Annotated in this window: 17 protein-coding genes, 1 tRNA gene and 1 pseudogene; 6 read left to right on the plus strand and 13 right to left on the minus strand. The window is 68.3% G+C overall.

Annotation, left to right across the window (positions count from 1 at the left end):
* Nucleotides 1–51: 51 nt before the first annotated feature.
* From ACT53U_RS06550 to guaB, 10 genes are all read right to left on the minus strand, one after another.
* On the minus strand, nucleotides 52–3,219 hold the full coding sequence (locus ACT53U_RS06550; RefSeq protein WP_476153624.1) for an efflux RND transporter permease subunit: 3,168 nt from the start codon (nucleotides 3,217–3,219) through the stop codon (nucleotides 52–54).
* 25 nt (nucleotides 3,220–3,244) lie between these two features.
* The gene (locus ACT53U_RS06555) at nucleotides 3,245–4,357 is read right to left on the minus strand and encodes an efflux RND transporter periplasmic adaptor subunit (protein WP_476153625.1); all 1,113 of its coding nucleotides are present in this window, start codon (nucleotides 4,355–4,357) and stop codon (nucleotides 3,245–3,247) included.
* 23 nt (nucleotides 4,358–4,380) lie between these two features.
* Complete coding sequence (locus tag ACT53U_RS06560; protein ID WP_476153626.1) at nucleotides 4,381–4,998, minus strand: TetR/AcrR family transcriptional regulator; 618 nt, start codon at nucleotides 4,996–4,998, stop codon at nucleotides 4,381–4,383.
* Between the two features lie 394 nt (nucleotides 4,999–5,392).
* Nucleotides 5,393–6,277 (minus strand): hypothetical protein, encoded by an 885-nt coding sequence (locus ACT53U_RS06565; RefSeq protein ID WP_476153627.1) that lies wholly within the window; start codon nucleotides 6,275–6,277, stop codon nucleotides 5,393–5,395.
* A gap of 485 nt (nucleotides 6,278–6,762) precedes the next feature.
* Entirely contained in the window at nucleotides 6,763–8,334 is a 1,572-nt protein-coding gene (gene guaA / locus ACT53U_RS06570; RefSeq protein WP_476153628.1) for a glutamine-hydrolyzing GMP synthase, read from the minus strand.
* Nucleotides 8,335–8,422: 88 nt separating this feature from the next.
* Nucleotides 8,423–10,006, minus strand: coding sequence for a glycosyltransferase family 39 protein (locus tag ACT53U_RS06575; RefSeq protein WP_476153629.1), 1,584 nt, complete (start codon nucleotides 10,004–10,006; stop codon nucleotides 8,423–8,425).
* Nucleotides 10,003–11,322, minus strand: coding sequence for an RsmB/NOP family class I SAM-dependent RNA methyltransferase (locus ACT53U_RS06580; RefSeq protein ID WP_476153630.1), 1,320 nt, complete (start codon nucleotides 11,320–11,322; stop codon nucleotides 10,003–10,005). Before ACT53U_RS06580 ends, ACT53U_RS06575 begins: the two co-directional genes overlap by 4 nt.
* Nucleotides 11,319–11,894 (minus strand): hypothetical protein, encoded by a 576-nt coding sequence (locus ACT53U_RS06585; RefSeq protein WP_476153631.1) that lies wholly within the window; start codon nucleotides 11,892–11,894, stop codon nucleotides 11,319–11,321. Before ACT53U_RS06585 ends, ACT53U_RS06580 begins: the two co-directional genes overlap by 4 nt.
* A 37-nt stretch (nucleotides 11,895–11,931) precedes the next feature.
* Nucleotides 11,932–12,354 (minus strand): MAPEG family protein, encoded by a 423-nt coding sequence (locus ACT53U_RS06590; RefSeq protein WP_476153632.1) that lies wholly within the window; start codon nucleotides 12,352–12,354, stop codon nucleotides 11,932–11,934.
* Nucleotides 12,354–13,856, minus strand: coding sequence for an IMP dehydrogenase (guaB, locus tag ACT53U_RS06595; protein WP_476153633.1), 1,503 nt, complete (start codon nucleotides 13,854–13,856; stop codon nucleotides 12,354–12,356). Before guaB ends, ACT53U_RS06590 begins: the two co-directional genes overlap by 1 nt.
* A gap of 298 nt (nucleotides 13,857–14,154) precedes the next feature.
* On the opposite strand from guaB, the gene ACT53U_RS06600 reads away from it, so the two are divergent.
* Nucleotides 14,155–14,571, plus strand: coding sequence for a hypothetical protein (locus tag ACT53U_RS06600; RefSeq protein WP_476153634.1), 417 nt, complete (start codon nucleotides 14,155–14,157; stop codon nucleotides 14,569–14,571).
* Between the two features lie 10 nt (nucleotides 14,572–14,581).
* Here the strand turns inward: ACT53U_RS06600 and ACT53U_RS06605 are convergent, their stop codons facing one another.
* Nucleotides 14,582–14,974, minus strand: coding sequence for a bacteriohemerythrin (locus ACT53U_RS06605; RefSeq protein ID WP_476153635.1), 393 nt, complete (start codon nucleotides 14,972–14,974; stop codon nucleotides 14,582–14,584).
* Nucleotides 14,975–15,202: 228 nt separating this feature from the next.
* On the opposite strand from ACT53U_RS06605, the gene ACT53U_RS06610 reads away from it, so the two are divergent.
* Nucleotides 15,203–15,562 carry a hypothetical protein gene (locus ACT53U_RS06610; RefSeq protein WP_476153636.1) on the plus strand — a complete coding sequence of 120 codons (360 nt, stop codon included), beginning with the start codon at nucleotides 15,203–15,205 and terminating at the stop codon, nucleotides 15,560–15,562.
* A gap of 162 nt (nucleotides 15,563–15,724) precedes the next feature.
* Nucleotides 15,725–16,447 carry a hypothetical protein gene (locus ACT53U_RS06615; RefSeq protein ID WP_476153637.1) on the plus strand — a complete coding sequence of 241 codons (723 nt, stop codon included), beginning with the start codon at nucleotides 15,725–15,727 and terminating at the stop codon, nucleotides 16,445–16,447.
* Between the two features lie 28 nt (nucleotides 16,448–16,475).
* Here the strand turns inward: ACT53U_RS06615 and ACT53U_RS06620 are convergent, their stop codons facing one another.
* Together ACT53U_RS06620 and ACT53U_RS06625 are read right to left on the minus strand one after the other, a co-directional pair.
* Entirely contained in the window at nucleotides 16,476–17,264 is a 789-nt protein-coding gene (locus ACT53U_RS06620) for an RlmE family RNA methyltransferase (RefSeq protein ID WP_476153638.1), read from the minus strand.
* Between the two features lie 24 nt (nucleotides 17,265–17,288).
* Nucleotides 17,289–18,365: a Ppx/GppA phosphatase family protein gene (locus ACT53U_RS06625; protein WP_476153639.1), complete on the minus strand. Its 1,077-nt coding sequence runs from the start codon at nucleotides 18,363–18,365 to the stop codon at nucleotides 17,289–17,291.
* 738 nt (nucleotides 18,366–19,103) lie between these two features.
* On the opposite strand from ACT53U_RS06625, the gene ACT53U_RS06630 reads away from it, so the two are divergent.
* From ACT53U_RS06630 to ACT53U_RS06640, 3 genes and pseudogenes are all read left to right on the plus strand, one after another.
* Nucleotides 19,104–19,177: transfer RNA gene (locus ACT53U_RS06630), tRNA-Gln, on the plus strand.
* Between the two features lie 173 nt (nucleotides 19,178–19,350).
* On the plus strand, nucleotides 19,351–20,370 hold the full coding sequence (locus ACT53U_RS06635; RefSeq protein ID WP_476153640.1) for a DUF6538 domain-containing protein: 1,020 nt from the start codon (nucleotides 19,351–19,353) through the stop codon (nucleotides 20,368–20,370).
* Nucleotides 20,319–20,504, plus strand: a pseudogene (locus tag ACT53U_RS06640) (integrase core domain-containing protein); the annotation flags it as partial. The gene ACT53U_RS06635 and the pseudogene ACT53U_RS06640, both read left to right, overlap by 52 nt.
* Nucleotides 20,505–20,588: the final 84 nt, after the last annotated feature.

Below are 20,588 nucleotides of genomic sequence, written 5' to 3' on the forward strand. Positions count from 1 at the left end.
TGAGAAATTCGCGTGCGGAATGCCGTCGGTCTTTTCCAAAGCCCGACGGCATCACGCCCCGTGGCCGCCGTGCTCGGCGCGGTGGATGTCGAGTTCGTCGATGCCGACCTCGAAGGAACCGGCGTCGTCGAGGGCCTGGTCGGGCAGGTCCGGCGCCGGCTCGTGCACCCGGAAGAACAGCGCATAGGCGGCCGGCAGGACGACGATGGTCAAGACCGTCGCCGCGAGGATGCCGCCCATCATGGCGTAGGCCATCGGCCCCCAGAAGGCCGACTGGGCGATCGGCAGGAGCGCCAGCACCGCCGCCGCCGCGGTCAGCATGATCGGACGGAAGCGTCGGACCGCCGCCTCGATCGTCGCGTGCCAGGGGTGATGGCCGGCGGCCATGTCCTGGTCGATCTGGTCGATCAGGATGACCGAGTTGCGCATGATGATGCCAGCGAGCGCGATGACGCCGAGGATCGCCACGAAACCGAAGGCCGACTGGGTGACGAGGAGCGCCGCCGCCGCGCCGATCAGGCCGAGCGGCGCCGTCATGAAGACCAGCATGGTCTTGCCGAAGTGCTGCAGCTGCAGCATCAGCAGCACCATCATGACGAGGATCATGATCGGCCCCTTGGCGTTGATCGAGGCCTGGCTCTTGGCGGATTCCTCGACCGCACCCTGCATCTCGATGGTGTAGCCGGGCGCGAGGTTGTCGCGCAGCGGCTTCAGGCCGTCGTAGATGCGCTGGGTCACGTCGTTGGAGGGCACGCCGTCGGGGATGATGCCGCGCACCGTGATCGAGGGCAGCCGGTCGCGCCGCCATTCGACGCCGGGCTCCATCACCGGCACGACGCGGGCGACCTGGGTCATCGGCACCGAGCGGCCGGTCGCGGTCTGGACATAGGTCTCCTCGACCGCCGTCAGCAGATCGCGCCGTTCGCCGCCGCCGCGGGCGACGATGGCGATGGTCTCGTCGCCGTTGCGGAACTCGCCGATCGATGCGCCGGAGAGCGCGACCTGGAGGGTCTGGCGGATCGCCTGCGAGGTCACACCGAGGGCGCGGGCGCGGTCCTGATCGACGACGAGGCGCAGTGCCGGGACCGGCTCCAGCCAGTCGTCGTGGATGGTCGAGAGCAGCGGGTCGGCGCGGAAGGCCTGCTTCACCTCGTCGGCGATGCGGCGCACCTCGGCGCGTTCGGGGCCGGTCACCCGCATCTGCACCGCCCAGCCGACCGGCGGGCCGTTGTAGAGGCGATCGACCTTGAAGCGGATCGTCGGGTAGTCGCGGGCGATCATCGTGCGCAGCGACGTCACCAGCCGGTCGCGCGCCTTCAGGTCCTTGGAGACGATGACGAACTGGGCGTAGTTCGGGTTGCGCAGCTGCTGGTCGAGCGGCAGGTAGAAGCGCGGTGCGCCCTCGCCGACGAAGGTGGTGACCATCGCCTGATCGGGGTCCTGCATGATGCGCTTCTCGAGCTCGCGCGCCTTGGCGTCGGTCTCGGCGATGCCGGTGCCTTCCGGGAACCACAGGTCGACGAGCAGCTCGAGCCGGGTCGATTCCGGGAAGAAGCTCTTCGGGATGAACTTGAAGCCGGCGATGCCGACGAAGAAGGCGACCAGCGTCAGCGCCAGCACCAGGAGACGACGACGGACGCCCCAGGCGATGGTCGCGCGCAGGGTGCGATAGAAGGGCGTGTCGAAGGCGTCGTGATGCTCGCCGGCGTGGGGGCGCGACTTCAGCACCATGTTGCCGATCCACGGCGTGAAATAGACCGCCGCGATCCACGACGTGATGAGCGCGATGCCGACCACCCAGAACAACGAGTTGACATATTCGCCCGCCGTCGACTTGGCGAAGCCGACGGGGATGAAGCCGGCGGTCGTCACCAGCGTGCCGGTCAGCATCGGGAAGGCGGTCGAGGTATAGGCGAAGCTCGCCGCGGAGATCTTGTCGAGGCCTTCGTCGAGTTTGCGCTCCATCATCTCGACCGCGATCATGGCATCGTCGACCAAGAGGCCGAGGGCGATGATCAGCGCGCCGAGCGAGATGCGCTGCAGGTCGATGCCCATGACCTCCATCACCGAGAAGGTGGCGCAGAGCACCGTCGGGATGGTGATGGCGACGACCAGACCGGCGCGCAGGCCGATCGACAGGAAGGACACCGCCAGCACGATCGCCAGAGCCTCGAGCAGCGCCTCGAAGAACTCGTCGATCGAATGGGCGACGATCTCGTGCTGGTCGGAGATCTTGCCGATCTCGGCGCCGAGCGGCAGAGCGGCGCGGACACGGTCCATGGTCTCGGCAACCGAACGACCGATCTTGGTGACGTTGCCGCCCTTGTTCATGACGAGGCCGAGTACCACGGCGTCGCGGCCCTGGAAGCGGAAGCGGCGATCGGGCGGATCGATCAGGCCGGACGAGATCGAGGCGATGTCGCCGAGACGGATGACCTCGCTACCGGCACGGATGCGCAGTTCCTTGAGGTCGTCGAGGGTCTTCAGATTGCCGTCGACGGCGATGCGCACCGAGCGTTCGCCGGTCTCGACGCGGCCGGCGGGGGCCAGCGAATTCTGCCGGGCGAGCGCGTCGGCGATCGCCTCGACGCCGATGCCGCGGGCGGCGAGCGTCCTCGACGAGACGTCGATGTAGATCTTCTCGTCCTGGTCGCCGAGGATCTGCGCCTTCTCGATGCCGGGGATGCGCAGCGCCGCGTCGCGGGCGCGCTTGGCGAAGGTCTTGAGCTCGGGATAGGAGAAGCCGTCGCCGGTGAAGGCCCACAGGCCGATGTAGGTGTCGCCGAACTCGTCGTTGAAATAGGGGCCCATCACGCCCGAGGGGAAGTTCGACGAAATGTCCGAGATCTTCTTGCGCACCTGATAGAAGGCGTCGGTCACGTCGCGGCCGAAGACATCGCCGCGGATCGACACCATCACCACCGCCGAGCCGGCGCGGGTGTAGGACTTGACGTTCTCGAGGCCGGGCGTCTCCTGCAGCTTGCGCTCGATCTTGTCGACGACCTGATCCTGCATCTCCTCGAGGCTGGAGCCCGGCCACGCCGCCTGGACGACCATGACGCGGAAGGTGAAGTCGGGATCTTCCTTCTGTCCCAGCGACAGGACGGACGTGATGCCGGCGACCACCACCAGCACGAAGAAGAAGCGCGTCAGATGGGCATGACGGATCGCCCAACGTGACAGATTGAAGCCCTGACCGGGAACGGAACTGCGCAGCATCGGTGTCACTCGCCGGTTCGAGGGCTCAACGGGTCGCCGCCGCCTGGGCGGCGGCATCCGGCAGGTGGACCTTGCGGCCCGGCACCAGGAACTGGGTTCCGGCGGTGACGATCACTTCGCCCGCCGTGAGCCCCGAACGGATCCGCACGCCGTCCGGCGCCACGGCGCCGAGTTCGACCTCGCGCGGCTGGACGGTGGCGGTGGCGGGATCGACCACCCAGACGCGGGGGCGATCCGGCGCACCGGACAGCGCCGCGACCGGCACGACGATCGTGCCTTCGGCGACCGGCACCGTCGCCTCGACCGTGGCGGTCATGCCGAGGCGGACGCGGGCATCGTCGTCGAGGGCGACGCGGATGGCATAGGTGCGCGAGGCGGGATCGGCCGAGCCGGCGATCTCGCGGATGCGGCCCGACAGCGCCAGATCGCGGTCGGCGAAGAAGCGCAGGGCGACGACCTGATCGCGGGCGAAGCGGGTCACGTCCTGTTCGGGCACGGCGATCGCCACTTCCTTCTCGCCGTCGCGGGCGAGCGTCACGACGGGCGTTCCGGCGGCGACCACCTGACCGACGTCGGCGCGGATGTCGGTGACGATGCCGTCGCCGTCGGCCTCGAGGGCGGCATAGCCGATCTGGTTGGCGGCCTGATCGCGGGCATAGACGGCGGCTTCCAGCGCGGCACGGGCCTGATCGGCCTCGAGATCGGCGCGGTCGAGGCCGCTGTCGGCGAGGAAGCCCTTCTTGTTGAGCGCCTGGGCACGCGCCCGACCGTCGTCGGCGACCTTCACCCGGGCGCGGGCGGCGGCGACGTTGGCGTCCGCCGTGCGCAGCTGCAGCTCGAGGTCGGTGCGGTCGAGACGGGCGAGCACGGCGCCGACGGTGACCTTGTCGCCGACGTTGGCGAGGCGTTCGACCATCTTGCCGGGGACGCGGAAGCCGAGGGCGGTCTCGACGCGGGCGCGGACCGATCCCGAATAGATCAGCGTGCGCGTCTCGGATCCGGCCGAGACGGTCATGACGCGGACGGGGCGGATCGGTTCGCCGCTCTCCGCCTTCTTCTCTTCCTTGCAGGCCGCGAGCGGCAGAGCGAGGACGAGGGCGGCGAGCGCGAGGCGCGCGGCTCTGGACGAGGCGAACATGCAGTGGGTCTCCTCGGTTCCGGTCAGGCCGGACGACCAGCGGGGCCGCGCAGGGCGGCGATCAGGAAATCGGCCAGTTCCTCGGCGCCGGCCCGTTCGGGGTCGTTGCCGCAATGGACGATCAGGATCGGGTGGATGTGCGAGGCGAAGGCCTGGCGCAGGCAGACGGCGGTGCGGCGAGTGTCGGCGACGGGGGCGAACTCGCCCGTCTCGATGCCGGCGCGGATCATCTCTTCGATGACGTCGCAGAAGTTGGCGAGATGCCGGTTGATCGACGGCCATTCCTGACGGATCGCCACCTCGGCGATCTCGTGGACCTTGCGATCGTGCACCAGCGTCGTGACGGTATGGGCGTGATCGTCGATCAGCAGACGGCGCAGCCGTTCGGACGGGCTACCCGGCCCGTCGGCGATGGCGCGATACATCCGCCGCCGCTCGGCGAACATGCGTTCGGCGATGCCCTCGACGATGGCGATCTTGGAAGCGAAGAAGCGATAGACGTTGGCCGGCGACATGCCGAGCTCGCGGGCGATGTCGGCGACGGTGGTCTTTTCCCAGCCGTAGTGGCGGAACAGCCGATCGGCGACGTCGAGCACGCGCGTCGCCGTGTCCACCACCTCGGGAGCATTCTGAGCCGTCATGCCCGTCTCCGGAACCCTGAATTCTGTGCGCTGACGATTTTCATAATTCGTCAGTCGTAAGGAAAGGGTGAACGGGAGTCAACGGGGAGATGGGGGGGCACGGACCGCGTCGCGCCGAAGGCGGAAGCTGAGCGTGCTGTGCTTGAGCGACTGAAATGGGGCCGATTGCCGACTGGCAGGTCGCGAGCCCGGTGGCGCGTGAAGTGGACACTCGCAATGACGAACTATTTTGATCGAGCCAGATTTCCATCATACCTAGAGCTGACCACAAATAGCGGCCCAGCCCCAAACCAATCCGCTGCCTAGGTGCCTCGCCATCTCGAGGCGGCGCGTGCCTGGCTGCCGGTGCCGGTGCCGGTGCCGGGGACGAGTATCCGCAATTGCGGACCCTGTGCTAGTCGCCTCGGGTCACGAAACGGCCGAGCCAGCGATTGCCTTCGAGCGATTCACTGTACGGACGCCTGCTGGAGATGCCGGCGGCGCCGTCCTTCCCCCAACGATTGTATTGCGACAGCTTATCGAGCAGTGGATCGAGCCAGTGGTGGCCATGATATTGGAACTGGCGATGCTCGCCGCACTGGAAGGCATCGCTCAACTCCGGCTTTTCGTCGCGATAGAAGAGGAATTCGCTGGCATAGACCTGCGTGATTGCGTTCAACCGATCCACTTCTTCAGCGCCGAGCCGCAGCGTGACGAGGCGCGGCTCGGTCGGATATTGCATCGGCGACATATAAACGATCGTTGCCGTCGGCAGGATCGGCAGCACCAGCTTGAGCCCGACGTTGAGCGCGTCCCGCGACGCGGGGAAATTGTGCAGGAAGCCGTCACCTGCGATGAACTCCCTTTCGTCGCTGAAGAGAACCGCCCAGCGGCCGCGCATCATGCGCTTGCGATAGGCATCGTAGAGCCCGCGCTGGTTCGCCGCGATTAGTGTCTTGTCCGCGATTGGATCGGCCAAGCCGAAGCGGCGCCGGTAATATTCGGTAGTCTGTTTGATCGACGCGCGAATGCTTGGGCTGCGGGCGAGCAGCGAGGCGGTCACGCGGGTGGTTTGCGCCGCGCGTTCATCGGGCAGCGGCTGCGGCAGGATCCGCTCGATCATCGGCTGATCGGGCGACGCCAGCGAAGCCTCGAGTGTTCCTAGCCATTGCACGAACGCGGCCATTTCGTTGTCGGGCTCATTGAAGATCGGTTCAAAGGTCGAATCCCAATGTCCGCCTGTCTTGATATGATGTGCGTTGGTGATTGCCCCGAACGCGCCCGGTGGTGCGCGGTGCATGGTTCCATTCGGTCGGATAACCGAGACCATACCGTCGGCCGCCGACCAATGATCGGAGAGGGTTCGCGGCCACCAATGGTGCAATTCAGTCTTTAGCGGCTTTTGCTTCATGACCATAAGCTGGAGGCAAGGCTGGCCGATGTCGAGACGTCATTACGCAGAGCCTCGCAGGATCCCCAGAAGGGGAGTTGGCGTCAGTTCTCCGCCGTAAGCTTTTCACCAGTACAGACCGTCCATGCGCGATCAACGAGCGACAGCTCTTAGCGTCGCGCGCCCAGTCGGCGAATGACTGAGTTGGGGCGCATAGTTGCCGTTCCAATCGCACGAGATAGACGTCCGCTTCTGGTCGCAGGCCGTCGGCGGCGGCGCACCGATTCGCGACGACCGCCCCCTGCCCTCCGCTTGCGCTCCGGGCGTTCGTCATTTGCGAAGATTCACCGGATCTTCGCATCGGAGATCGTCTGACGACGATCTCCGACCATTCCTCACTCCCACTCGATGGTGCCCGGCGGCTTCGAGGTCACGTCGTAGACGACGCGGTTGACGCCCCTCACCTCGTTGATGATGCGGGTCGCGGTGCGGCCGAGGAAGGCCATGTCGTAGGGGTAGAAGTCGGCCGTCATGCCGTCGACCGAGGTCACGGCACGCAGCGCGAGCACATAGTCATACGTCCGGTAGTCGCCCATCACGCCGACCGTCTGCACCGGCAGCAGCACCGCGAAGGCCTGCCAGATCACGTCGTAGAGGCCCGCCTTGCGGATCTCGTCGAGGTAGATCGCATCGGCCTTGCGCAGGATCTCCAGCTTCTCGCGGGTGATGCCGCCCGGGCAGCGGATGGCGAGGCCGGGACCCGGGAACGGGTGGCGGCCGATGAAGCTGTCGGGAAGGCCCAGTTCGCGGCCGAGCGCGCGGACCTCGTCCTTGAAGAGCTCGCGCAGCGGCTCCACGAGCTTCATGTTCATGCGCTCGGGCAGGCCGCCGACGTTGTGGTGGGACTTGATCGTCACCGACGGTCCGCCGGAGAAGCTGACGCTCTCGATCACGTCCGGATAGAGCGTGCCCTGCGCCAGGAAGGTCGGGCGGCCCTTGCCGTCGGCCTCGATCTTCTTGGCCTCGGCCTCGAAGGTCTCGATGAAGAGGCGGCCGATGATCTTGCGCTTGGTCTCAGGATCGACGACGCCCTCGAGCTCGCCGAGGAAGGTTTCCGAGGCGTCCACGTGGACCAGCGGGATGTTGTAGTGGTCGCGGAACATGCCGACGACCTGCTCGCTCTCGCCCATCCGCATCAGGCCGTGGTCGACGTAGATGCAGGTCAGCTGATCGCCGATCGCTTCGTGGATGAGGACGGCCGCAACGGAGGAATCGACGCCGCCGGAGAGGCCGCAGATGACGCGCTCGTTGCCCACCTGGGCGCGGATCTTGGCGATCATCTCGGCGCGATAGGCCGACATCGACCAGTCGGACTTCAGCCCGACGATCTTGTGCACGAAGTTCGCCAGCAGCTTGCCGCCGTCGGGGGTGTGGACCACCTCGGGGTGGAACATCGTGGTGTAGTAGCGGCGCTTCTCGTCGACGGCGATGGCGAAGGGCGCGTTCTCCGAGGTGCCGACCACCTCGAAGCCCTCCGGCAGGACGGTGACGCGGTCGCCGTGGCTCATCCACACCGGATAGCGGCTGCCCTTCTCCCAGAAGCCTTCGAAGAGCGGGCTGCTTTTAAGGATCTCGACGTCGGCGCGGCCGAATTCGGCGGCGTGGCCGCCCTCGACCTTGCCGCCGAGCTGGGTGCAGAGCGTCTGCTGGCCATAACAGATCGCGAGGATCGGCACTTGCGCCTCGAACACCGCCTTCGGCGCGCGGGGCGAGCCCTCGTCGGTCACCGAGGCCGGGCCGCCGGAGAAGATGACGCCCTTGGGGTTCAGCTTCTTGAACGCCGCGTCGGCCGACTGGAACGGGTGGATCTCGCAGTAGACGCCGGTCTCGCGGACGCGGCGGGCGATCAGCTGGGTCACCTGCGAACCGAAGTCGATGATGAGGATCGAATCGTGGGTCATGGTCATCCCTCGGGGTCGCGGGCGCCGGGCGCCGGAAATGGCTGTGGATCGGCGGGCCGTGGGGTCCACCGGGAGCGTTGCGGATGGCTCTAGATCAAGCCGGCCTCTCGGGCAAGCGCAGGAAGAGCCGGACAGTCAGCGGTTTCAGGGCGATGCCGAACCAGCGCTTGGCGACCGTCACCTCGCGCGGCGTCGGGTCGGCTTCGAGCATGGTGCGGGCGGAAAGGGCGCAGGCGTCGTCGTCGTGCGCGCAGACGACGGCGATGCCGTCGCGTCGGGTGCGTTCCGCCGTCGCCCAGGGCGACTTCAGCCGATCGAAGTCGATCAGCATCGACGGGCCCTCGGGCGCGTAGAACGAGACGTTGGAGGCGAGGTCGAAGGTGCCGGCGACGAAGGCGAGCGGCGTGCCGGCGGCCTCGCGCCAGATCCGGGAGACCTCGCGGCCGAGTTCGGCGCGCGGCTCGACGGCGACTTTGGACCCGTGCAGCGTCGTCACGACATTGATCACCGGCGCCGCGGCGAGGAGCGCGCCCCAGACGAGGCCGACGAGCAGGGCGACGCGATCGAGCCGGAAGCGGCGATCGTCGAGGCCGGGGGTCGAGGTCGTGAGCCAGCCCCAGGGGAACATCAGCGGGAAGCCCCATTGCGAGGAGAGCTTCACCCACTTCCAGGTGCCGAGGCCAACCATGGTGACGAAGGAGAAGAGGCCGACGCCGAGCACGGCGCGGCGACCCTCGTCCGAGCGGCGCCACGAGAGGATCGCGCGGAGCCCCCGCCAGTCGGCCCGCGGCAGGGCGACGAGCACGGCGGCGATCATCGGCGCGAGGAAGAGCACCATCGAGAAGGGCAGCCGCACCAGATAGTTGACGAACTGGGCGGAGGAGGCGGCCTGCTGCTTCTCGGCATAGGCGAGCGTGCGGAACTCGGTCGCGACCATCCACCAGAGATGCGGCGCCAGCGCGACGAGGCCGACCACCGCGGCGGCGATCATCGCCGGTGAGGTGAGGATCACCCGGCGGCGCGGATCGAGGAGCACGGTGACGATCATGCCGACGATCAGCACCACCGAGACGTATTTCGACAGCATCGCCACGGCCAGCAGCAGGCCGAGGACGGCGCCGTTGACCGCCGTCGGCGCGCGCATCGCCCGGAGGAAGGCCCAGGTCGCCCAGGGCCAGACGGCGAGCAGCACGGCGTTGGCGTTGAACTTGACCGCGAGGAAGCCCCAGATCGGCGTCAGCGCGAGGCCGGCGATCGCCAGCAGGCGGCGGCGGGCGGAGGTGTCGACGACGCCGGTGAGCGCCCAAGTGCCGGCGAGGCCGACCGCCGCATTGACGGCGGAGAGGAGATAATAGGCCCAGTCGGCGCGCGGCAGGAACGAGAACCACGCCCCCGTCACCCAGGCGAAGAAGGGCGGATGCTTCCAGTAGCCGAGCTGCCACTCGCGGCCCCAGGTCCAGTTCTCGACCATGTCGACACTGTCGGCGAGGTTGTTCTGCGACAGCAGCGGCACGAGCGTCCAGACCACGACGTGACCGGCGAGGAGCAACAGGACGAGCATCCACGCGCGGTCGTCGCGCTCGGCGAAGCCGAAGCGGCGGGCGGCGAGCGCATCGAAGGCGTCGGTCAGCGCCATCACCCGATCGGTCGCGTCCTGGAGCTTCTCGCGGAGCCTCATCCGTTCCTGCTCCGCGTCAGCACGGCGGCGAAGAAGCCGTCGGTGCCGGAAGTGGCGGGCGAAAGCCGCAGGCAGTCGCCGAGCCCGGCGCGCGGGGCGACGAAGGGCGCGAGCTTCGCACGCGTCTCGCCCGTGACCCGGGCGAGCGGATCGGCGAGGCGGAAGCCGTCGTGGCGGCCGAGGAAGGCGGCGACGCGGTCCTCGTTCTCCTCCGGCAGCACCGAGCAGGTGACGTAGACGATGCGGCCGCCGGGGGCGACGAAGCGGGCGGCCTCGTCGAGCACGGCGTCCTGATCCTTCATGCGCTCGTCGAGCGCATTGGGACGCAGGCGCCACTTGGCGTCGGGTCGGCGGCGCCAGGTGCCGGTGCCGGTGCAGGGGGCATCGACGAAGACGCAGTCGATCGAGCCCTCGAGATCGGCGAGCACGTCGGCGTCGCGCTCCGGCGGGCGCAGGGTGACGATCGAGGCACCGGCGCGGGCGGCACGGTCGCGGAAGTCGCCGAAGCGGCGCTTGTCGACCTCGTAGGCGAAGATCGCGCCCTTGTTCGCCATCTCGGCGGCGAGCGCCAGCGACTTTCCGCCGCCACCGGCGCAGAGGTCGAGGACGCGTTCGCCGGCCTTCGCACCGGCGACGAGGGCGGCGATCTGCGAGCCCTCGTCCTGGATCTCGACGACACCGTCCTGATAGGCGGCCTCGGAGGGAACATGGACCGGCTTCGCCGTCGGCCCGCCCTCGGGCAGGCGCAGGCCGTGGGGGGCGAGCGGGGTCGCGGTCACGGCGAGGCCGGCGAGCGCCACGAGGGCGTCGGCGCGGGTCGCCTTCAGCGTGTTGACGCGGAGATCGACCGGCGCGCGCTCGGCGAGCGCCCTGCCCTCGTCGACCAGCCGTTCACCCCAGACGGAAGCGAGCGAGGAGACCAGCCATTCCGGCAGGTCTGCGCGGACGTGATCGGGCGCATCGGCCAGCGCCGCGGCGGGATCGGCGGCGAGCCGTTCGCGCTCGGCAGCGGCGAGCGGCTTCGGCGCATGCGGGTCGGCGAGCGCCGCCTCGAGGCCGGCGACGCCCTCGCCCCAGAGGATGGCGTAGGTCGCCAGCACCGCGGCGCGCGGGGCCGCATCGCCCATCAGCCGGGCGAGCGAGGCCTTGCGGCGCAGCGCGTCGAAGGCGAGCGAGCCGATGGCGTTGCGGTCGCCGGAGCCGGCGAAGCGATGGGAAAGGCCCCAGTCCTTCAGCGCGTCGGCCAAGGGGCGGCGACGCTTCTCGACGTCCTCGAGCACTTCGATCGCCGCCTGGAGACGGCCGCCGGTCTTCATTGTTCGTATTTCCTGTCGATGCGGCGATTGGCGAGGACGAGGCCGACGGCAGCGGCCACGAGGCCGAGCGCGGCGAAGAGCCACTTCAATTGCGTGCGGAAGGAGGCGGCGGAGACGGTCGCGTCGGCGATCGCATCCGGCGGGCGGCGCAACATCTCGGCGATCGCCGCGTTCTCGGCGATGTCGAAGGCGGCGGTGGGCAGAACGATCGCCACGGCCAGCAGCAGCGCGTGACGACGCGCCATGCCGGCGTGGACGAGGATCTCGGCGAGGAAGAGGCTGAGCGACACCGCGTAGAGCGGCGCGAAGACGTCGTCGAGGCGGAGCTGGACGAGGAGATAGTCGAGCCGCCCCTCGGGGCCGAGCGCACGCAGCAGGTCGACCGCGTCGCGCCGATCGTAGCCGAGCACCCGCAGGTCGAAGATCGGCAGGCCGGCGGTCAGGGTCGTCAGGCGCGGCACCACGACGAAATGCATCACGCCGAAGATCACGACGGTCGCGGTGAGCAGCGCCACCAGTGCGCCGAAGCGCAGGCGGGCGAGATCGACGAGCGGTTTGCGGCCTTCGGCCATGGATCCCCCTCCCCGGTCGGTCGCGCGTCGCCCGCCCTCAGGCGCGGACGACGACCGCGATCACGTCGATCAGCATCACGATCACCGCCACGACGCCGACGAAATAGGCCGGCGCGCGGAAACGCAAGTCGTTCGGCCCGCAATGGGCGATCGCATGGGCGATGCGGCTCGCCACGAAGACCACCGCCGCCACGACGAGGATCGGGCCGACCGCCTTCAGCCACAGCGCGAGGAGGGCCAGCGCATAGAACAGCACCGGCAGCTCGAACTGGTTGGAGAAGTTGTTCGACGCCGCCCGCGCCTGCTTCGGCCAGCCCTCGGGCGAGAGCATCACGCCCGGGCCGACCTTCTTCTCGGCGACCGCGACCTTGCGCGTCCAGCCCAGCCAGAACCCGACCGCAATGGTCAGGACCATCTGGGCGAGGACGGCGAGGATCAGCAGTCGCTCGAGTGCGGTCATCAGATGTTGCTCGGGTAGTTCGGGCTCTCGCGGGTGATGGTCACGTCGTGGACGTGGCTCTCACGCAGGGAAGCGCCCGAGATACGGACGAAGCGGGACTTCTCGGAGAATTCCGGCAGCGTCTTCGCCCCGACATAGCCCATGGCGGCGCGCAGGCCGCCGGCGAGCTGGTGCAGCACGCCGGAGAGCGGGCCCTTGTAGGGGACCTGACCCTCGATGCCTTCCGGCACCAGCTTCAGCGTGTCGCGCACTTCCGCCTGGAAGTAGCGATCGGCCGAGCCGCGCGCCATGGCGCCGACCGAGCCCATGCCGCGGTAGGCCTTGTAGCTGCGACCCTGGTGCAGATAGACCTCGCCGGGGCTCTCCTCGGTACCGGCGAGCAGCGAGCCGATCATCGCGACCGAGGCGCCGGCGGCCAGCGCCTTGGCGAGATCGCCCGAATACTTGATGCCGCCGTCGGCGACCACCGGGATGCCGGCGTCCTGGGCGACCGAGACCGCCTCCATGATGGCGGTCAGCTGCGGCACGCCGACACCGGCGACGATGCGGGTGGTGCAGATCGAGCCCGGGCCGATGCCGACCTTGACGGCGTCGGCGCCGGCGTCGATCAGCGCCTTGGCGGCGTCCTTGGTGGCGATGTTGCCGGCGAGCACCTGGGTGGTGTTGGACAGGCGCTTGACGCGCTCGACCATGGCCAGCACGTGCTGGGAATGGCCGTGGGCGGTGTCGACCACGAGGAGGTCACAGCCGGCGTCGATCAGGCGCTCGGCGCGCTCGAAGCCCTTGTCGCCGGTGGTGGTGGCGGCGGCAGCGCGCAGGCGACCCTGAGCGTCCTTGGAGGCGTTGGGGTTGAGCTGCGCCTTCTCGATGTCCTTGACGGTGACGAGGCCGGTGCAGCGGTACTGTTCGTCGACCACCAGCAGCTTCTCGATGCGGTGGGAATGGAGCAGGCGCTTGGCCTCCTCCTGGCTCACGCCCTCCTTCACCGTCACCAGGTTCTCACGAGTCATCAGCTCGTAGACGCGCTGGTTGGGGTTGGAGGCGAAGCGGACGTCGCGGTTGGTCAGGATGCCGACCAGACGGCCGATGTGGGAGCCGCCGAGTTCGGCGTCCTCGACCACCGGAATGCCGGAGATCTTGTAGCGGGCCATCAGGGCGAGCGCATCGGCGAGCGTGGCGTCGGGGCCGATGACGATCGGGTTGATGACCATGCCCGATTCGAACTTCTTGACCTGACGGACCTGCTCGGCCTGCTCGTCGGGCTCCATGTTGCGATGGATGACGCCGATGCCGCCGGCCTGGGCCATGGCGATGGCGAGGCGGGCTTCGGTGACCGTGTCCATGGCCGAGGAGAGGATCGGCAGCTCGAGCTCGATCTCCCGGGTCACCTTGGAGCGGACGATGGTCTCGCCCGGCATGACCTCGGAGTGACCGGGCAGCAGGAGCACGTCGTCGAAGGTGAGCGCTTCGGCGGAATAGGAGGGTTCGTAGAAGGTCGCCATCGGCCAACGTCCTCATCAGAAATGCGGAAAGGCCGGCCGGCGGATCACGATCGATCCGCAGCCGGTTCCGATATGTGGTTCATCGGAGTTGGCGGCGGTCGTTAACACGGAAATGACGAAAGGGGAAGAGAGCGACGAAATCTCGTGGGTGACCATCCGCCATGCGCGGGATGTGGGGGTCGTCCCGGCGAGCCCGCCTCGCGACTTCGGCGACGAGATGTCCATTTCACCACCATTGATTGCGCATCCTCGCCGACCTATACGAGGGACATCTCGCATTCATTGTACAGAGGCATTCATGCACGCGTCTCTTCGAAACATCCTCGTCGCGTCGCTCCTCCTCCTCCCCGTCGGCGGTTGCGCCATGACGGAAGCGGGCGGCAATCACACGCCGTCCTTCGAGGGAACGCGCGCCGTCTCCTGGCCGACGCCGTACGGGATGCTCGAGATCGACTATGCCTACAAGTCGGGCTTTGCCGCGCTGTGGACGCACGTGCGCCGCAAGGAAGCGCCGATCCCGTCGGGTCCGCGCGAAGACGAACTGGTCCAGAACGCCATCCGCGACGCGCTCGGCAAGGCGGCGGTCTGCCCCGAGGGGACGTTCCCCGGCATCCTGCAGTTCGGTTACGGCAACCTCGGCAACGGCGAATGGCAGGCCTATGTGCGTTGCACCCCGGTCCACCAGAAGAACGTGCCGGTCGGCTCGCTGACCTGAGGCCGTCTCCTCACCCGCCCCCCGCCAGTTTCGCCACGCGCGCCACCTCGCTGTCGAACATCACGACGTGGCGTCGGAACCAGTCGGGGACGAGGTCCGTCGCATAGGCGCGCGCCATCATCGTGCGGCCGGCGGCGACCTGCGCCACGAAACGCCGCCCTTCCGCCACGACGCGGCGGTGCTCGGCCTCGTGATGGGCGATCTCCTTGTAGGCGATCGCCTTCATCAGTGCTTCCTCGCGAGCGAAATGCGCCTCGAGGTCGTCGACGAAGGCGGTGAGCTTCTCCAGAAACGCCTCCGGCGCGGCGTCGCGCGCCGCCTTCCAGGCGACGATGGTCTGGGCGTGGTCGTCGTCGATCGCGGCGATGCCGAGGACGAGGTCTTCGAGGGGCGTTTCGCTCATGTCGCATGTCCGACGTCGGAGGGGTGTCGCGGGCGTCGCAGCAAGCGCCGTGCCGCGATCGTTCGAATTGGAGCGATCGCGACGACACTCCCTTCACCGCAATGCCGGAAAATCCGCCGCGAAGCCGGCGATCCGACGCTGCGTAAACCCGATCGCCACCCCTCCCGCGGCAGGGTTCCGACGACACGCACGGGGACGCATAGGTTTCACGACACCGGGGGGCAGGCGATGTTTCAGAAATCCATTCTGGCGATGGGCGCGATGGCGGCGATCGGCGCGGCGATCCTGACGACGCCGGCGAGAGCCGGCATCTTCGGCCTCTTCGAGGGCTCGAGCGGATCGGGCTTCGTCACCGGGCCGGCGCCGACCCGCGTCGGCGGCCATGTCGTCACCGACGCCTACGGCGCCCGCTGGTACGGCGCGCCGGGCTGGCAACGGCCGCAGCGCGCCGTGGTCTCGCCCTGGGCGCGCGCCGACGACGCCATGGTCGGCCCCGGCCGCCACGTCGTCTGTGCGCTCCAGCCGCGTTACGACCGCCACGAGCGCTACGTCGGATCGCGCCGGATCTGCTGGAGCGAGGCGCGCTGAACCTCGATCGACAGACGTTCCCTCTCGATGATCGAAACGCCGCCGTGCCCCCGCACGACGGCGTTGCCATCGTGCGCCCGCCTGATAGCCTGTGATCGGGAATTCTGCGTAGGACGAGCCGTCCATGCAGAGCCGATCGACGGTTCACGGGGAGGAACGGGGATGAGCAGGGTGAGGGCCTTCGTCGCAGTGGCAGGCATTCTCGTCGCGAACGGATGGTCGGGGATCTCCGACGCGGCCGCCGGCCAGATCAGCGGGCTCGATGCGCCGACTTCGACGAAGAAGACGAAGCTGTCCGGCGAGTTGGTGATGGAATGCACCTACTATCCGGACATGATGGTCCGTATCGAGCCGCGTGAAGAGAGCGACTCGGAGACCCTGGTCATCAGGTCCGCGAATGCGCCCTGCAAGCCGGGCAAGGTCGCCGGCGCGACCAGCCTTCCCGCCACCCGCAGCCTTCTCGGCCGCAAGGGGTTGCTTCTGGTCTTCGGAGACGACGGCGGCGTTCAGGTCTTCGATGCGAAGACCGCCAAGTCCCTCCACGAGGGGACCGTCTTCGGCGGTCTCGACGGCGGTATCAGCACCGACCCGAAGGCGCTCGTCGTTTCCGGCGAGGGCGACGGGCTCCGGCTCGTCTATCGCCACGAAGTCTACGAGAACTGCTCGCTGGTCAAGGATCGCGCCTGCTGGGGCAAGCTGACGGCGCAGAAACTGGTGCCGGCGGAACTCGCCCAGACCCCGCCCGACTGCACCGCGGCCTACAAGCTGCCCCATGCCGCGCCCGAGAACACCTCGGCGGTCGGCTTCATGCGCGACGTGAAGATCACGGCCGCCGGAAAAGTGTCGACGGTGGTCTCGGGTCCGCTCACCTGCCGTTCGCTGTGAGGGCGACGGGGAACGAGGCGGAGACGCCTCAGCCTTTGGTCTTCTCGCCCTTGAGATCGGGCATCCAGGCGACGTGGTCGCGCGGATCGCCTTCCGGATCGATCTCCTCGATCAGGCCTTCGCCGCGGAAGCCCTTGGCGATGACGTAGAGTTCGGAGCTGTCGGCACGGCTCGCCGGCGGCTTGATGTGCAGGACCTGGGCGAAGTCGCGCTTGAGGTTGGCCAGCAACTCGTTCTCGGTGCCGCCGCGCAGCACCTTGGCGAGGAAGTGGCCGCCGGGACGCAGCACCGTACGGGCGAAGTCGATCGCCACTTCGCACAGATGCATGATCTTGAGGTGGTCGGTCTTCTTGTGGCCGGTCGCCGGCGCCGCCATGTCGGAAAGCACGACGTCGGCCTTCTCGCCACCCAGCGCCGCGAAGAGGGCCGCGGGCGCGTCCTCGTCGAGGAAGTCCTTCTGCAGGAAGATCGCGCCGGGGACGCCGCCCATCTCGAGATAGTCGATGCCGACGACGCGCGGCGCGGTGTCGGACGACTTCACCCGCTGTGCCGCCACCTGACACCAGCCGCCCGGCGCACAGCCGAGGTCGACCACGCGGTTGCCCGCCTTCAGGATGTGGTACTTGTCGTCGATCTCGATCAGCTTGTAGGCGGCGCGCGACCGCCAGCCGTCCTTCTTGGAACGGACGACATAGGGGTCGTTCAGCTGGCGCTGCAGCCAGCGCGTCGAGGAGGCGGTGCGGCGCTTGGCCGTCTTCACCTTGACCTTCAGCGCGCGCGGCGCGCCGTTGCCGCCATCGGAGCCATTCTCGCTCACGGTTCGTCCTCTTCTTCCTCGGACTCAGCCGCGCTTCGGCCAGCGGTTGCCCCGCCGCCAGACGCCGTCGCCGAGCATCAGTTCCGTCAACATGCCCTCGCGCAGGCCGCGATCGGCGACCCGCAGACGATCGGTGCGCCAGCGCCGCCGGATCGCCTCGAGGATGGCACAGCCCGCCAGCACCAGATCGGCACGATCGCCGCCGATGCAGGGGTTGGCGACGCGATCGTCGAAGTCCATGTCGAGCAGGCGTTCGATCATCGCCCCCACCTCGGCGTCGGCGAGCCAGGTGCCGTCGACCCGGCGGCGATCATAGCGCGCGAGGCCGAGATGCACACCGGCGAGCGTCGTCACGGTGCCGGAGGTGCCCAGCATGTGCCAGCGCTCCGGCACGATCTTCTCGTCGATCGCCGTCCAGGGCGCGTGTTCGGCGAGGAGCTCGGCGACGTCGGCCACCATGTCCTCGAAGATCTCGCGCCCGACCGCGACGCCGCCGTGGCGCTCCGACAGGGTGACGACGCCGACCGGCAGCGACGTCCAGGCGCGAATGTGCCGCGTCGGATCGCCGCCGCGGCGGGCGCCTTCGGAGAAGTCGAGCCAGACCAGTTCCGACGATCCGCCGCCGATGTCGAAGAGCAGCACACCGTCGGCGGCGCGGTCGATCAGGTTGGCGCAGCCGGCGACCGCCAGCCGCGCCTCGGTCTCGCGTGTCAGGATCTCGAGCGTCAGGCCGGTCTCGGCGCGGACACGGGCGAGGAAGTCCTCGCCGTTCTCCGCGGCGCGGCAGGCCTCGGTGGCGACGAGGCGCGAGCGGACGATGCCGCGCGCCTGCAGCTTGCCGTGGCAGACCCTGAGGGCCTCGATGGCGCGATCCTGCGCCGCGTCCGACAGCCGGCCGGAGCGCGAAAGGCCCTCGCCCAGCCGCACGATGCGCGAGAAGGCATCGACGACGCGGAAGCTCTGATGCCAGGGTTCGGCGACCAGCAGGCGGCAGTTGTTGGTGCCGAGATCGAGCGCGGCATAGAGCGGCGCGTCGCGCTCGTCGCGCGTCCCCCAGCGGCGAGGACGGCCGGTGCGATCGCGATCGGCCGATCCGCGCACCTCTTCGCGCCGATCGGGCCCGCGCGGCGGACGGGCGACGGAATCGCGGGGAGCGGCATCGCCGCCGCGATCCGCGACGTTCCGATCGGTGGCGTCACGGTCGAAACCCGTCGCGGCGAAACCCGCCGGTGCACCCTGAAGCGCTCCGGCGCCGCGACCACGCGAATCACTCGGCTCCGCGGCGCGCGCGCCCATATCCGGCGGCGACGGCCGCGCGGGCGAAGCACTCTGTGCGTCGTATGCGGTCTGCGGACCTGCCGTCGTCGGCCGTCCGGATTCGGGGGGGCGTTCGCCGCCTTTCGGCGTCGGCTTGGCCACCGAGGCCCAGCGCGTGCGCTTTCCCCGCCGGCGGCGACGTCGGTGCTTGGTCTGCCCCGATCCACGCGCGCCTGCGTCCGGACGCCCCGCCGCCGGCGGTTCGTCTCCGTTCTCAGCCAAATGTCATCTCCACGCCGCGGCAGCGGTGATCGCGCGCACGGCGTACGTTTCCACAAGTCGGGACCAGTCTAACAGGGGTTTGGCCTCCGACAAAGCGTCGTCGGCGGGAAATGGCCGCGCGCGGGCGAGATTTCACGGTTTCCGCGGCCGGTTCCGGGCCTGCGGCGGGGACGCGGCGGGGTCTTCGAACGTGCATCGGAGACCTGCGTCGGCAAAAGGCTGACGAGGGCACTTGCGCGGCGCGGTTCGATCGGCTAGTTAGGCCCGCACCGGCCGGCAGCGCTTCGCCGCTCCGCCTGCTGGGGGATAGTTTAACGGTAGAACAGCGGACTCTGACTCCGTTAGTCTTGGTTCGAATCCAGGTCCCCCAGCCAATTTCTCGCAAGCCCTTGAAAAGAAACGATTTCCCAGAAGAAATTCTCGGGCTTTCGCTCTTTCGCGCTCGGTCCACACGTTGGTCCACAAACGGGTCCACACGACCCGCCCGGATCACGTGGGGACACATCGGTTACCAATCTCTCGGACCTGGAGATCGGCTCGGACAGCCATGCCCGGCGTCGTCGATCGACCCGCCAAGCATCCCCTCTTCAGGCGCCGCGTACCCGCCGACCTTGCGCATCGCTTCATTTGCGCTGAAATAGTCAGGAGCCTCGGCACGGGCTCGGCAGCAGACATCCGTCGACGTGCATCCAATGCCCGGGCGCTGACGGAGATGCTGTTCATGAAAGTGCGCGCCGACCCGAAACTCACTGCCGCCGACATTCGAGCGCTCACCGAAGCCTATCTCGCCGACCTCGACCGGCTCGACAGGCGAGATCGGGAGACGCTCCCCTTCGCGCTCACTCCGGCTGGTGGCGACCGCAAGGCTCAGATCCGCCATCACGAGAAAATTGCCGCCGGCGCCGTCGATCGTCAGTTCGAGGTCGGCGGTATTCTCGACCCGCAAGCGGTCTGCCGGATCGCCCACGACGTCGGCATCGAAATCGACGTCGGCTCTCCGCTCGAAGCCGAGATCAACGAGGCTCTCTCACGCGCCTTCGTCCGCTTCCACGCCGAGAAGGCGGAGCGTCTGCGGCAGGATGCGCTCGTCGGCGATCGCGGATTGATCGACCGAGGTCTGAAGGCGGTGGGATTGCGGCGCCGCCCCCTGCCTGAGGTCTCACCGAAATTTTCCGGCAATCGGGAGCGGATGCCCAGCCCGACGGTCGAGCCGAACCCCATTTCCCAGCCCTCGCAGACCACTCCGCCCGTCTCGAACGAGTTTGCCGCCAATCTCACCTCCGCGCTCGCGACGCTCAACGACAGGCTCGTCGATTTGGCGCCCCGGGCGGTTTCGAGCATCGACATGTCATCGCCATCGGTCGGTCCCGCCGTCAGGGCGACCGCCCCCATCGACGCGCTCTGGAACAAGTTCATCACCTTCAAGATCGACGGATCGAAGGAATGGAAGGCGTCACGACGGCCGGAATTGAGCGCCACGATCTCCCTGTGGAAGTGGTTCGGCGAGCCGATGCGAGACACGGCTTCGTCGAGAGCCTCAACGGGCGCTTCCGAGACGAGTGCCTGAACGAGACACTGTTCCGTGGGCTGGCCCATGCCCGCCACGTCATCGAGGAGTGGAGAACCGACGACGACACCGAACGACCCCACACGAGCCTCGACGGGCTCACCCCGAACGAGTTTGCAGCACGGTCCCGAGCGGACCAGAACCAGAACGGATTCCGGTCATGGACGGGGACAAACCGGGGGCAACGCCAGTCCTTGTCAGGTTGCGCCAAAAACAAA

This window comes from Pinisolibacter sp. DMC19 (genome assembly GCF_056313985.1).